The following is a 14459-nucleotide window of genomic DNA, read 5'->3' on the forward strand; positions in this document are numbered from 1 at the left end:
GACAAAAACTATAATAGGAGGCTACTGTGGCACGTACGATCCCGCTAGAGAGAGTACGCAATATCGGTATTGCGGCGCATATAGATGCGGGCAAGACAACGACAACCGAAAGAATATTGTTTTACTCTGGCATAATTCATAAAATTGGCGAGGTTCATGAAGGAACAGCCGTGACAGACTGGATGGCGCAGGAGCGTGAACGGGGAATTACCATCACTGCTGCTGCTATCAGTACCAGTTGGAAAGATCATCAAATTAACATTATCGATACTCCCGGACACGTTGACTTCACAATCGAAGTAGAACGTTCTATGCGGGTGTTGGATGGTGTAATCGCGGTGTTTTGTTCTGTGGGCGGCGTGCAACCGCAGTCGGAAACAGTTTGGCGACAAGCAGACCGCTACAAAGTCCCCCGCATAGCTTTCATAAACAAAATGGATCGCACAGGGGCGAACTTTTACAGAGTTCACGAACAAATGCGCGATCGCCTGCGGACTAATGCCATTGCCATTCAACTACCAATTGGTAGTGAAAATGACTTGAGAGGAATCGTTGATCTGGTACGCCAGCGTGCCTATATTTACAACAACGACGAGGGAACAGATATCGAAGAAACAGATATCCCCGCCGAAATGCAAGAGCAGGTAGAAGAGTACCGCACCAAGCTGGTAGAAGCTGTAGCAGAAACCAATGACACTCTGATGAGTAAGTACTTCGAGGGAGAAGAACTTACAGAAGATGAAATTCGTGGTGCGCTGCGTCAAGGGACAATTGCGGGTACGATTGTGCCAGTACTGTGCGGCTCGGCATTTAAAAACAAAGGTGTGCAGTTGATGCTGGATGCAGTGGTAGATTATCTACCAGCACCAACGGAAGTACCAGCTATCCAAGGTACATTACCTACAGGTGAGGTGGTTGAGCGTAGAGCTGATGACCAAGAACCTCTATCAGCTCTGGCCTTTAAGATTATGGCTGATCCCTACGGTCGTCTCACCTTTGTTCGGGTTTATTCTGGTGTTCTGAAGAAAGGTAGTTATGTTCTCAACGCTACCAAGAACAAGAAAGAGCGGATTTCCCGTCTGGTGATTCTCAAAGCAGATGAACGCCTAGATGTGGATGAAATGCGGGCTGGGGATTTGGGAGCCGCATTGGGATTAAAAGAGACCTTGACGGGTGATACCATAACTGATGAGGGATCACCAGTAATTCTGGAATCTCTATTCATTCCTGAGCCGGTAATCTCGGTAGCGGTTGAACCCAAAACCAAGAACGACATGGACAAGCTCTCTAAAGCTCTGCAATCTCTGTCTGAAGAGGACCCCACTTTCCGTGTCAGTGTAGATCCAGAAACCAACCAAACCGTAATCGCGGGAATGGGAGAACTACACCTGGAAATTCTGGTGGACAGGATGTTACGTGAATTCAAAGTAGAAGCGAATGTCGGCGCGCCGCAGGTAGCTTACCGCGAAACGATTCGGAAATCAGTCTCCAAAATTGAAGGGAAATTCATTCGCCAAAGTGGTGGTAAAGGTCAATATGGTCACGTTGTGATCGATTTGGAACCAGGCGAACCGGGTACGGGCTTTGAATTTGTTTCTAAAATTGTGGGTGGTGTCGTACCAAAAGAATACGTCGGACCAGCAGAACAAGGAATGAAAGAAAGCTGCGAATCCGGTGTATTAGCAGGATATCCACTAATTGATGTGAAAGCAACTCTGGTGGATGGGTCATACCACGATGTAGACTCTTCAGAAATGGCTTTCAAAATTGCTGGCTCAATGGCAATGAAAGAGGCAGTATTGAAGGCTTCTCCTGTACTATTAGAACCTATGATGAAAGTTGAGGTTGAAGTACCCGAAAACTTCCTTGGGGATGTGATGGGCGACCTTAACTCTCGTCGTGGACAAATTGAAGGTATGGGATCTGATGATGGTTTAGCCAAGGTAACTGCTAAAGTCCCATTGGCAGAAATGTTTGGCTACGCTACTGATATCCGCTCGAAGACCCAAGGTCGGGGTATCTTCTCGATGGAATTTAGCCACTACGAAGAAGTACCTCGCAACGTGGCTGAAGCAATCATAGCGAAAAGCAAAGGGAACGCTTAATTAAAAAAGGAAACGAGCATTCATGGCACGCGCAAAGTTTGAAAGGACTAAACCCCACGTTAATATCGGTACAGTTGGTCACGTTGATCATGGTAAAACTACTTTAACAGCAGCCATTACTATGACTCTGGCTGCGCTGGGTCAAGCTACAGGTAAAGGCTACGATCAAATTGATAATGCCCCAGAAGAAAAGGCACGGGGGATTACCATCAATACCGCTCACGTTGAGTATGAAACCGGCGATCGGCACTATGCTCACGTAGATTGCCCAGGACACGCTGATTATGTGAAAAACATGATCACTGGTGCGGCTCAAATGGATGGTGGTATTCTCGTAGTTTCCGCCGCAGATGGCCCCATGCCCCAAACCCGTGAACACATCCTACTCGCAAAGCAGGTAGGTGTGCCCAGTCTGGTTGTGTTCCTGAACAAGGAAGACATGGTAGATGACCCAGAACTATTAGAGCTGGTAGAATTAGAAGTCCGTGAGCTATTATCTAGCTACGATTTCCCCGGTGACGACATCCCCATTATATCGGGATCCGGTCTCAAAGCATTGGAAAAAATGACTGCCAACCCCAAAACTCAACGGGGTGAAGATGAGTGGGTAGACAAAATCTACGCCCTCATGGAAGCAGTAGATTCCTACATTCCTACTCCCGACCGTGCTGTAGATAAACCCTTCCTGATGGCAGTGGAAGACGTATTCTCGATCACAGGCCGTGGTACTGTGGCCACTGGTCGGATTGAGCGTGGTAAGGTTAAGGTCGGTGATGTGGTTGAACTAGTGGGCATTAGAGACACTCGCAACACCACGGTGACTGGGATCGAGATGTTTAAGAAGAGTCTCGAAGAAGGTATGGCTGGTGATAACGCCGGTGTGCTCCTGCGCGGTATCCAAAAAACTGACATCGAGCGCGGTATGGTAATTGCCAAACCAGGTTCTATTACTCCTCACACTCAATTTGAAGGTGAAGTATACGTCTTGACAGAGAAAGAAGGCGGACGGAAAACCCCATTTTTCTCGGGCTATCGTCCTCAGTTTTACGTACGGACAACTGATGTAACCGGCACCATCAAATCCTTTACTTCTGATGATGGTAGCGAGGCAGAAATGGTGATGCCCGGCGATCGCATTAAAATGACAGTGGAATTGATCAACCCCATTGCTATTGAGCAAGGAATGCGCTTCGCAATTCGTGAAGGTGGACGCACTATTGGTGCCGGTGTCGTCTCCAAAATTCTGAAGTAACACCTTTTTGTTCTATAAGCAAGGAGCGCTGGTAGATAATCTATCGGTGCTCCTTTATCTTCCTTCTTTGATTGCTTGTTCAAGTAATCAGCTATGCTGCGGCTAATCTCAGCAGAAGGGGAATTGTGACAGTCTCACCCCAAAGCCTTGGCCACGGTGGGCATAAAAAGTCACTATCCCCGATAATTCTCAGAAAAATCATCATCATTCATCAGAACCTAGAAAATTAAAGATGGCAACTCTACAGCAGCAGAAAATTAGAATTCGTTTACAGGCTTTTGACCGTCGCTTATTGGACACATCTTGCGAGAAGATTGTAGACACGGCTAACAGAACTAACGCTACAGCTATAGGCCCAATTCCTTTACCAACAAAACGTAAAATCTACTGTGTGCTGCGATCGCCTCACGTAGATAAAGATGCCCGGGAACACTTTGAAACCCGCACCCATCGCCGGATTATTGACATTTATCAACCTTCTTCCAAAACTATTGATGCCCTGATGAAGCTAGATTTACCTTCTGGTGTGGACATTGAAGTAAAACTATAAGGTTAATGCTGTAATATTTACCCAGCCCTGAAGAAATTTATCTCAGGGCTTTTTATCAGCTGGGAAACAAATGATAGAATATCAGAAAAGTACGGGGAAAGCAGAGAAGAATAAATTTCACAATTAATTTTATACAAAGGTAACAATGACATCCTCTTCTAAAATTGCAGTTCGCGAACTACCTCTGTTCCCGTTACCCGAAGTAGTTCTATTCCCTAGTAGACCATTACCCCTACACATCTTTGAATTCCGCTACCGAATCATGATGAATACGATTTTGGAGAGCGATCGCCGATTCGGTGTGTTAATGGTCGATCCAGTTGACGGTACAATCGCTAATATTGGTTGCTGTGCAGAAATCATTCATTACCAACGGCTGCCAGATGACCGCATGAAAATGTTAACTTTGGGACAGCAAAGGTTCCGTGTTTTAGAATACGTCCGCGAAAAGCCTTACCGTGTTGGGTTAGTAGAATGGTTAGAAGATCAGCCGCCAACTCAAGATTTACGCCCCTTAGCCGCAGATGTCGAACAACTCTTACGAGATGTAGTTCGTCTCTCAGCCAAATTAACTGAGCAAAATATGGAACTACCAGAGGAATTACCCGACCTACCTACAGAACTTTCTTACTGGGTAGCAAGTAATCTCTATGGTGTGCCATCAGAGCAACAAGCATTGTTAGAAACACAAGATACCTTACTTCGCTTGGAAAGAGAAGCAGAAATTTTGACTTCTACTCGGAATCATTTAGCAGCCCGCGCCGTCCTCAAAGATACTTTCAATAATTCGTAATATAGCATTTCCCATGCTCGTGAGGTACAAATTTTTTTAGTTTGAGGGAACAGGGAACAGGGAACAGCGAATAGGGAATAGGGAATAGGGAATTGGTGTGTACTTCATGAGCCTGAAAAAGGCTATATTTCCTTTTTCCCAGGGGAAGGCTATGTGATAACTTGCGTGGCGTAGCCATAGGTAATTCGTAATTCGTATTTTTTGAATTACGAATTACAACCCAGTTTTTATAGGTAGAATATTATAGCTGCCAAAAATCTTCAAGATTTCTGTATGCTCAGTTAACTGCGCTAAAGCGCATCGCATTTGCTCTTCGTGCACATCTGCTTCTAAATCAATAAAAAACAAATATTCTCCTAGCGATCGCTTCGTTGGTCGCGATTCAATACGACTAAGATTAATCCCTAACCCAGCAAATACCTGTAGTGGTTTAAGTAGCGTTCCCGGCAAATTCGCTGGGACAGTGAAAGCCAAGGAAGTGTAATGAGCACTTCCTGATATAGCCACTAAATCTTCCACCCATTGACTCACCACCCAAAAGCGAGTGCAGTTGTCGGGGTAGTCATTAATATTACTAGCCAATATAGGCAATTTATAGAGTTCGGCGGCTCTACTGGATGCGATCGCAGCCGCGGTTAAATCTCCATCCAGTCGCTGTAGGGATTCGGTAGTCGAATTACTCGCTATTAACTGCACAGTTGGGAGAAACTGCCCTAACCATCCTTGACATTGTGCTAAAGCTTGTGGGTGAGAATAAACAGTTTGAATAGTATCTAAACTACCGGCACAAGAAATTAAAGCATGAGCAATCGGCATCACCAAAGCCAACTGAACTCGTAAACTATCCAACTGCCATAGTGTATCCATTGTCATAGTTACACTGCCTTCAATAGAATTTTCTACCGGTACAACAGCTAACAGAGTTTCTCCAGACGCAACAGCGTTGAGTGATTGGGAAATGCTCGAATATGGACACAACATAGCTTGATTACCTGTTTTTTTTGCCAGCCAGTTAGCATAAAAAGCAGTTACTTGTTCTGCGTAAGTGCCAGGAGGTCCTAAATGAGCAATAGATATAGTCACAGACTTTAGTCCTAAATTATTTATCTAAACTAGAGGCCTATTGTAATAGGACTCCATCATGGAGCATGGTTGAGCCGAGGTTATGACTGTATGATAGGTAAAAATAGTCTTTTGTGAACAGCTTTTAAATAGAGTTCAATCCAATTTTCTCAAGTTTTCTCCCAGTCAATTGGAATCGGCTCCTATAATGTTTCAACGAATAGAAAAAAATAAAATTATAATTTAATTAAAAACAGAAGTATTCAACAATTATTGCTTTTAATTCATGGCTACCCAGTTTACCGCCTGCCAAACAGTAAGAATTAATGTACCACCACAACCCATCCCTATCCAACATTACCTGCGTCAGCCCCAACGTCTAGTCAACGCACTCACAGATAATAGTCGCATACAGCAACTTTCAGAAGAAATATTTCGCTTAAAAATGCGTCCATTAACCTTCATGTCACTGAGTATTCAACCCACTGTAGACCTGAAAGTTTGGGCAGAATCACATGGAACCATTCAGGTGCGATCGGTAAATAGTCAAATTCTGGGCTTTGAGTACATCAACCAGCGTTGGTCATTAAATTTACAAGGGTATTTATCACCCCAAGAAAACAACAACATCACCAGCCTCCAAGGAAAAGCCGACCTAAAAGTAGAAGTAGATATCCCTGCCCCATTTTGCTTCACACCTCAGCCCATCCTAGAAGCCACAGGTAATGGTTTACTCAAAAGTATACTGATGACCATAAAACAACGCCTACAGCATCAACTCCTAGCCGATTACCACCACTGGGCAACATCACAGGGTATGGAACCTCTCCTAATTGACAACACTAGCGCTGATTGCAATCAGCGCAGTGCCAAAGGCAATTGCAGTCCTGGCGAAATCCCTATTCTCAACCCAGATTAACTCACTCCCTTATATAAAACCTATCTCAACCTAGACCAAGGGGATTATTTAAGAACTAGCAAGCTAGCCGTAGCTTGTATGGTTAAAGTCCAACGCCTTGAGCTTCAGTTAAGTGATCGCTCACTTGACAACCACGAAAAGATTTGCGATGCAGTCGTGATGGACCATACTGTTGGAGAGCCAGCAAATGCTTTTGGCTACCATAGCCCTTATTCTTCTCCAAATTATATAAAGGATACTTTGATGCCAAACGGATGAGCAGCGAGTCACGCCAAACCTTAGCGACAATACTAGCAGCTGCAATACTCACATGAGTTTCGTCACCCTTAACGATAGTTTGTTGAGGCACCAACAAATCTTTAATCAGCTGGTTACCATCAACTAAACATAGTTGAGGCTGTACATTCAGTTTCAGCACAGCCCGCTTCATAGCTAACAGAGTTGCCTGCAAAATATTTAGTTCATCAATCTCAGTACTGGAAGCCACCCCAATAGTCCAGTCCGTCGCCAATTCACAAATTTGCCCTGCTAGTGTAATTCTCCGAGAACTGGAAAGTTTTTTACTATCCTTAATACCAGCAGCCATGAGTTTTGGCAAGGCACAACCAGGCAAAATCACAGCTGCTGCCACCACAGGACCAAACAAAGCACCTCGCCCCACCTCATCTATACCCGCCACCAAGTCACAAGAGAAAGGTAAAGGGGAAGGTGAAAAAGGGAGACCCGCCTCACCCGAATTCAAGAATCCGGGATGTGAAATTGTTTCTTCTGTCTCCATAACAGAATTAATTGTCCTCACCCGTAGAAGAGTTAGACTCTAGGGCAGAAGAACGACGGCGGCGGCGACGGTTACCAGTAGAGATTTTGTCGACCGGCGTAACGGCAGGTGTCACTTCCAAATCCATAGGCAAGCTATGAGTAGTAGCTTCTGGAGTTTCAACTACGCTCTCTATGATTATGGTTTCTTCTTGGGGTTCAAAACCATACTCCCTATCCAGGACATTAGGGGTTTTATCTTCTGGTAGCGACAACTGATTATTGGGTTCATCCTGTGACTCAAAAATCAAATTGTGATTTTTTGTGACATTAGTGTCTAATTGTCCTGGTGCAATAATATTAATAATTACTGACTTGGGACTTTTACCCTGAGATTCCTCATCCAACTTCAATAAAGGAGAAACCCCCATCAAAGCGAACACATCTTGTTCTTGGGGACTCATTTCCACAGTTTTAAATTCCGGTGGTTCTACCACTGGTTTAATTGGATCGAGCTTCTCCCTGGTAGCCCGCCCAGTTCTCTCTTGCCAACCGGATTTAGTTAAGGAGGGAGAGGGAATTTCTGGAGTAGACCTTTGGGTATCAATGTCTAAGTCTATATCTAAATCATTGTCAAAACCTACCTCACCAGGAATCACCCCACTGATGTCTCCACCTCGACTCGACAGAGAGTCTAGGCTACGTATATCATCCTTAGTATTAACTCCATTAAGACCAAATCTACCATGGCTGCTCTTACGAACACGACGCTTTACGTCCCGTGGTTCTTGATAGCTAGGATGATTAATGGGGGTATCAATAATATCCCCAAACCCCTCGTCAAAAGACTCATAACCTCGCGCCTTTACTGCCTGTATCCTTGGTGTTTGAACTCTCCCCACGCTATCGTTATTAGGAAAAGAGACCTTAGACTGAGTGGATCCGAAATCCGAACGCTCTGGTATTTCAGCAGTGGTTGGCAGTCGGGTTTCTGTATCTCCTGGCAAACGCACAGTATGCCCCAACCCGCCACAAGTGGGGCAAGTATGACCAAATAATTCATAAATATTTTGACCTTGGCGTTTACGGGTCAGTTCTACTAGTCCTAACTCCGTGAGTTGGGCAATCTGAGGACGAGCTTTGTCTGCCTTGAGTGCTTTATTAAAGTGTTCTAAAACTTGTAATTGGTCGCGCCGCGATTCCATATCAATGAAGTCAACCACAATTACCCCGGCAATATTTCGCAGCCGTAACTGACGAGCGATTTCCGTAGCAGCTTCACAGTTGGTCCACAACACTGTTTCCCTCGCCGTTGCGGATCTCGTGAAGGAACCAGAGTTAACATCTACTACTGTTAATGCTTCTGTTGGTTCAATGATAATATAGCCGCCAGAGGGTAAGTCTACTCTCGGTTTGAGGGCTTCTCTAATTGCGGCACTAATGCGGAAATATTCTAAAATTGGCGAGCGATCGCGGTGATGGTCGAACAATACGCCCTGGGGTGTTTGACCTCCACTCCAATTCTGCAAATACTGTTTTACTCTTTTCAATCCGGTGCTGGAATCCACCACAATCCGATTCACATCGGCACCGTACATATCTCTGAGTACCCGCTGGATAAAGTCATCATCCCGATTCAGTAGCGCCGGGGCGCGGGTAGAATGTGCTTCTTGCTGAATGGCTTCCCATTGCTTTTGCAACAGTTCCAAATCCTCAATAATAGCCTCTTCTGGTTTGCCTTCTGCTTCTGTACGCACCAGTAAACCCATTCCCGCCGGTTTAATCAAAATTGCTAGCGCACGCAAGCGGTTGCGCTCACTTTCACTTTTAATGCGTCGAGATAAGTTTACCCCCCGACCGTAGGGCATGAGAACTACATAGCGTCCCGGTGATGTGATGTTACCTGTGAGCCTGGGACCTTTCGTCCCTGTTGGCTCCTTCATCACTTGTACCAAAACTTTTTGTTGTGGTGCTAATAGTTCTGTAATTGCTGCTGCCGTACGCTTTAGCTTCAATGGACCCAAGTCGGTCACATGAATAAATCCGTTACGCTCTGGATCTCCGATATTGACAAAAGCCGCATCTATTCCTGGTAAAACATTTTCTACTACACCTAAGTAGATATCACCAATTTGGTGATGACCAGTGGCGACTACGAGTTCTTGTATTTGATCTTCAGAAAAGACAGCAGCAATTTGATGCTGTTCTGCTATGATAATTTGCTTTGGCATTCAATTTCCTCAAAAATTGGCAGCGCCAACGAGAAGCTTAGAGGAACACGCGTGCCTTTCGCCCCTGCCAGCTCCAAAAGGCGCTGCTGATCATCAAAATTGTGACTTCTTTGCTCAAAATTAAAGGGAGCATCGGACTAAAGAGTTGCGTTTACACGCGGTGATTATTTTCCAACGGCTGCATATTATTTAACCAAAGTTAACATTGAAAAATCAGGGCAACCCTCTATGGGTGATTTTTGATGCTATACCACTGGTAGCTAGAGATTAGGCATTTAGCACTTGTTTAGAAAATATAGAGGAAGAGTTGGCCACGGCAGCCCATTTTTTAAGTTACTAGTTCACAAGTTAGCTCTAGGGATAGTGGCTTCTACAAGACAAGTCTCACAACTACTTCTACAGCAGCTCCAGCAGCATTCGGCTGATAGCTTGTGTGGCGTAGCCATTCGCTTATGTCCTAGGAAGAGCGGCAAGCTGTCTTCATTACCAAGTCTTTGGATACAATTCTAGAAGTCACAATCTTATATGCTTACACAGAAGCCTGAACGCAAGTTTTAGCTAAGTACACGCTCCCATAGCTTTGCCTGGCATAGCTATAGATAGCTTTTCCTCCCTGCTTACTAGGGGAGTGAACTAGTCCATTGAATGGCCACGCAGTGAAAATTCTCTTGCTCTGATTCTAACGCAACCGAGGGAATTAATTGCCATTATGTCCTATGTCAGACTTGGCTAGGGTCACGCTCCGCCATCAGCGCAGCTATGCCCTAGGTTTTAAGTCCTTGAGGGAGGCTCTAAATAAACCATTGCTTATTAGGGATTATACACCTAAAACTAGCTGGTTGCGGTGGATGTGCAGCAATTGAAATTCTTCGAGCGATACTATTTCCAGCATAGACAGTATTTGTTCGGGACGCAAGACCACACCATCATGGCGACAACTTCCTAGATAATGCATAACAGCTGTAGACTCTGCTGTACTGGTTTCAGTTTCTACTAATTCCAGTTCAAACAAGCGGGAGCGCAGATTTACTAATTCCTTCTTCCCTGATTTGCTAGTTTTCTCCCACCATAGATCATTTTTGGCTTTGATGGCATCAATCCATTCTTGCCATTGTGTTGCTGTTACTGATCTGGAGGTTGCTAGCTTAATTACATAAGCCGCAGCCTCAATGACTTGGTTAGCTGCGGTGGCTTTCAAGTCTATACTAGCAACTTTATATATGGGGATGTCCCCGGGCAGTTCCTGAACTAGTTGCTGTCGGAAATTCTCAACTTCCACTGGCTGGGTTAACTCAAAATCTACAATTTCTCCACTGCTGGTGGCCCCAAGAGCTAAAGCGCTGGCGATCGCAATCCGGGGACCCGGATGAAATCCACCGGTAAAGGCAATGGGTATACCTGCTCTGCGGATGACCCGATCAAACAGGCGTATTAAATCCAGGTGGCTCACTAAAGCCATGGACCCTTGCTTACCAAACCAGACGCGTAGTCTTTGGGTTTTATTTGTATTGGGAACAAAATTGCCGGGAAATTCTGGTATTGGTGGCGGTGAAATCACAATGTTATGTCCGAAGTCTGTGCCGCAGACACCGCAGTGTGAGCAAGCTGCAAAAGAACAATCCGGGACTACTGCCGCTGCTAAAGCCCGTTTTAAGTCTTCCTGCAGCCATTTTTTATCGATGCCTGTGTCTATATTATCCCAAGGTAAGGGCATATTTAGGGAGTCTGGCGAAGGTAGTGGGGGAGTGAAAACCGAATTTACCCCCCTTCCCCTTCTCCCCTCAACTTTGTCTTCCTGGCTATCAAACAGATTCCACTCGCCCTTTTCTACCCGCCTATATTTCCAATCTAAACCAGCTTCGGCTATGGCTGTTTCCCAAGCACCAAAGGCTGCATCTAAATTTTCATACCAGGAATCCATACCGGCTCCTAATTCCCAGGCGCGACGGACTACTTTCCCTAGTGTGCGATCGCCTCTGCCCACAAAGTCTTCCATTGCCGAAATTCGGACATCGGTGAAATTCACCTTAACACCCCTAATGCGACGGAATTCTTGTCTGAGCAAGTTTTGTTTCCGTTTGAACTCTGTAGTAGAAACTGAGTGCCATTGAAAAGGCGTATGGGGCTTGGGTGTAAAGTTAGAAATTGTCAGGTTAAAGTTTAGTGGTTTTCTGCCTCTACCGCGACATTCTCGTTGTAGCCAACTGACTGTTTCCGCAATGCCTACCACATCGGCATCTGTTTCCCCCGGCAACCCAATCATGAAATATAACTTAATTTTATCCCAACCTTGTTCCCAAGCTGTCTTTACGCCTCTTAATAATTCTTCATTAGTTAAACCCTTATTTACAATATCCCGCATTCTTTGTGTGCCGGCTTCTGGCGCAAAAGTTAGTCCACCTTGCCTGGTTCCACCCAGAATCTTGGCAATATTTTCATCAAATCTATCTACCCGTTGACTAGGCAGTGTCAGGGAAATATTCTCCGTTTTTAACCGGTTTTTGATTTCCATCCCTACTGCTGGTAAGGACAAATAATCGGAACAACTCAGGGATAGCAAGGAAAACTCATTGTATCCAGTAGCCCGCATTCCTTTTTCAATGGTTGCTACTACCTGTTCTGGTTCCACATCCCTGGCTGGACGAGTCAGCATTCCTGGTTGACAAAAGCGACAACCACGTGTACATCCTCGCCGAATTTCCAGTGTGAGACGGTCATGGACGGTTTCCATGTAAGGAACTAAACCAATGGAATATGCTGGGATTGGGGTTGCTACCCTGCGGATAATTCGTTTTGGCACATCCTTTCGGCGAGGATGTACTGAGCCATCCGTTGCCATATCGTAAAATTGAGGGACATAGACCCCTGGTATCTGAGCCAAGTCTAGGAGTAGATTTTCCCGACTTAGTTTGCTTTGTTTCCCTTCTGCCAACACTAACCCAATTTCTGGTAGTAATTCTTCCCCATCGCCGAGGGCGAAAAACTCGAAGAAGTCGGCGTATGGTTCGGGGTTTGATGTGGCAGTCTGTCCCCCGGCAAAAATTAACGGGTAGTTACCCTCGGCTCTTTCTTGCCATGTGAGGGGGATTCCCGCTAGGTCTAACATTTCCAGGATATTAGTTGCTCCCAGTTCATAACTGAGACTAAAACCTAAAATGTCAAATTCTTCTAAGCGTCGCTTTGATTCTACGGCAAACAAGGGTGTATTGGTTGCCCTCAGTTTTGCTGCCAGGTCAGATCCTGGTAAATAAGAGCGATCGCATAATTGTTGGGGCTGGGCATTGAGGATATTATATAGAATAATATGCCCTAAGTTAGACGAGCCGACTTCATACACCTCTGGGTAGGTTAAAGCCCAGCGTATTGTGGCCTTATGCCAGGGTTTATGTACTGCCAATCGCTCATTACCCAAGTAACGCGCTGGCTTTAATATATCCGCTGTGATTAATTTCTCAACTGCAACAACCACTATGCTATCTTCTTAGCTACCTTAATTACAGCTAATCTACTATAATTTAGCATTAATGTAGCCTGTGCGGTACAGTTATTCAATCCTCATGGCCAGATTTTTGTAAAAATACACCTTTTTCCGTTGCTGAATCACAATCTACAATTATAAATTGCAGTTGTTGGTAGATTTATTTGGTACATTTATACTGTTACATATTCAACACCGTTTACTAACTTATCTATCCCGGTGTGGGTGAGGGTCGGGCAAGCGTAGGGGGACTAATTGATACTTTAACTGTACAGCGCCAACTTTTGCTTCTGATGTTTTCCCACCTATTCCGGTAACTTTGCCGAATTTTTATCAAACTTAAGATGTTTGATAAAATTGTCGTAAATACAGGATAAAATGTGTATCTGTATACTTTTTTTCCCATCCATCTGCAAAACAATCTACATAGACCGCCATAGAGGAGATAAAATCAGCGTAACTTTTCTGACAAAGCTTACGGGGTTAGTAACTCAAACTAATTAACTCACTCTCAGGTTTAGATGCAAAGACTTGATTTATTGTCATGCTGGACAGGGTTGCATACCAAGGTTAAAGACAGATTATTTATTCCATCCTCTAATGATATAGTTCACACCAGCATGAAAAATTCAATCACATTGTATACCTAACAGTATCTTGGACAGGAATTATCACATATAGTCTTGGTATATTACTGATGAGAACTAAATACATTATCCGTCAACTGGTTGAAAAAGCCCTTGATATTCAAAAATTAACCCCCGAAATCGAAAATGAAATCAATTCAGAACTAACTCAAATGGGTTACATTTCTGATGTAGATTATGAAGCTCTAGAGTTATTAATGGCAGAAATGGATGCGGGTAGGGTGAAGTTAGTACCCAGTTGGGGTTAAGTACTGCTTGCTGACCAGGGAAATCCCGGGTCATGGCTAGTGTTTTTCGCGGAAATTTAGTATTTATTTCACCGGTGTGGCGTAAACTGTGCTAATGAGCATCCATAACTTGCATTAGTCATAAACCACCATGCAGCCCGCTAAACGTTTAGAAAAAATTCCTCCTTATTTGTTTGCCGAACTTAACAGCAAACGGGAACAACTTGGGCTTCAGGGAGTTGATATCATTAATCTGGCACTGGGCGACCCAGATAAACCAACTCCTACTCAGATTCTTCAGAGTTTGTGAAATTATAGACAAATCTACAAAGTCACTTTACCAGGGGTAAACCTGATTGGAGTTACTCCTAACCCCTCTATCCCGTCTGCAAAAGCGTTCAGGACTGCTTTTCTTAATATGTTGTACGCCCCATTTAAA

General features: G+C 44.5%; 10 protein-coding genes and 1 pseudogene. 7 read left to right on the forward strand and 4 right to left on the reverse strand.

Annotation, left to right across the window (positions count from 1 at the left end; translation table 11 throughout):
- Positions 1-26 precede the first annotated feature (26 nt).
- The 4 genes from fusA to PN457_RS12670 all read left to right on the forward strand — a co-directional run bounded on the left by fusA (position 27) and on the right by PN457_RS12670 (position 4700).
- Positions 27-2105, forward strand: a complete 2079-nt coding sequence (gene fusA, locus PN457_RS12655) for an elongation factor G (RefSeq protein ID WP_271733707.1) — start codon at positions 27-29, stop codon at positions 2103-2105.
- A gap of 22 nt (positions 2106-2127) precedes the next feature.
- On the forward strand, positions 2128-3357 hold the full coding sequence (gene tuf / locus PN457_RS12660) for an elongation factor Tu (protein ID WP_271733708.1): 1230 nt from the start codon (positions 2128-2130) through the stop codon (positions 3355-3357).
- Positions 3358-3589: 232 nt separating this feature from the next.
- Complete coding sequence (rpsJ, locus tag PN457_RS12665; protein WP_006196404.1) at positions 3590-3907, forward strand: 30S ribosomal protein S10; 318 nt, start codon at positions 3590-3592, stop codon at positions 3905-3907.
- A 145-nt stretch (positions 3908-4052) separates the two neighbouring features.
- Entirely contained in the window at positions 4053-4700 is a 648-nt protein-coding gene (locus PN457_RS12670; protein WP_271733710.1) for an LON peptidase substrate-binding domain-containing protein, read from the forward strand.
- 213 nt (positions 4701-4913) lie between these two features.
- On the opposite strand, the gene pheA is transcribed toward PN457_RS12670, so the two are convergent.
- Complete coding sequence (gene pheA, locus PN457_RS12675; RefSeq protein WP_271733711.1) at positions 4914-5783, reverse strand: prephenate dehydratase; 870 nt, start codon at positions 5781-5783, stop codon at positions 4914-4916.
- A 265-nt stretch (positions 5784-6048) separates the two neighbouring features.
- Between pheA and PN457_RS12680 the strand changes: the two genes are divergently transcribed.
- Positions 6049-6681 carry a DUF1997 domain-containing protein gene (locus PN457_RS12680; protein ID WP_271733712.1) on the forward strand — a complete coding sequence of 211 codons (633 nt, stop codon included), beginning with the start codon at positions 6049-6051 and terminating at the stop codon, positions 6679-6681.
- Positions 6682-6763: 82 nt separating this feature from the next.
- Here the strand turns inward: PN457_RS12680 and PN457_RS12685 are convergent, their stop codons facing one another.
- From PN457_RS12685 to PN457_RS12695, 3 genes are all read right to left on the reverse strand, one after another.
- A complete protein-coding gene (locus PN457_RS12685) occupies positions 6764-7459 on the reverse strand; it encodes a ribonuclease HII (protein WP_271733713.1) in 696 nt (231 codons plus the stop codon).
- A 7-nt stretch (positions 7460-7466) separates the two neighbouring features.
- Positions 7467-9668: a ribonuclease E gene (gene rne / locus PN457_RS12690; RefSeq protein ID WP_271733714.1), complete on the reverse strand. Its 2202-nt coding sequence runs from the start codon at positions 9666-9668 to the stop codon at positions 7467-7469.
- 817 nt (positions 9669-10485) lie between these two features.
- Entirely contained in the window at positions 10486-13137 is a 2652-nt protein-coding gene (locus tag PN457_RS12695; RefSeq protein WP_271733715.1) for a TIGR03960 family B12-binding radical SAM protein, read from the reverse strand.
- A gap of 706 nt (positions 13138-13843) precedes the next feature.
- Between PN457_RS12695 and PN457_RS12700 the strand changes: the two genes are divergently transcribed.
- Positions 13844-14041, forward strand: coding sequence for a hypothetical protein (locus PN457_RS12700; RefSeq protein ID WP_271733716.1), 198 nt, complete (start codon positions 13844-13846; stop codon positions 14039-14041).
- A 130-nt stretch (positions 14042-14171) separates the two neighbouring features.
- A pseudogene (locus PN457_RS12705) lies at positions 14172-14327 on the forward strand (LL-diaminopimelate aminotransferase); the annotation flags it as partial.
- Positions 14328-14459: the final 132 nt, after the last annotated feature.

It is taken from the genome of Anabaenopsis arnoldii, from assembly GCF_028331025.1.
In the GTDB taxonomy this organism is placed as follows: domain Bacteria; phylum Cyanobacteriota; class Cyanobacteriia; order Cyanobacteriales; family Nostocaceae; genus Anabaenopsis; species Anabaenopsis arnoldii.

Excerpts from the sequence above, each read along its gene's own strand:
- tuf (WP_271733708.1), top strand. The coding sequence starts at position 2,128 with ATGGCACGCGCAAAGTTTGAAAGGACTAAACCCCACGTTAATATCGGT.
- rpsJ (WP_006196404.1), top strand. The coding sequence starts at position 3,590 with ATGGCAACTCTACAGCAGCAGAAAATTAGAATTCGTTTACAGGCTTTT.
- PN457_RS12670 (WP_271733710.1), top strand. The coding sequence starts at position 4,053 with ATGACATCCTCTTCTAAAATTGCAGTTCGCGAACTACCTCTGTTCCCG.
- PN457_RS12680 (WP_271733712.1), top strand. The coding sequence starts at position 6,049 with ATGGCTACCCAGTTTACCGCCTGCCAAACAGTAAGAATTAATGTACCA.
- PN457_RS12685 (WP_271733713.1), bottom strand. The coding sequence starts at position 7,459 with ATGGAGACAGAAGAAACAATTTCACATCCCGGATTCTTGAATTCGGGT.
- rne (WP_271733714.1), bottom strand. The coding sequence starts at position 9,668 with ATGCCAAAGCAAATTATCATAGCAGAACAGCATCAAATTGCTGCTGTC.
- PN457_RS12700 (WP_271733716.1), top strand. The coding sequence starts at position 13,844 with ATGAGAACTAAATACATTATCCGTCAACTGGTTGAAAAAGCCCTTGAT.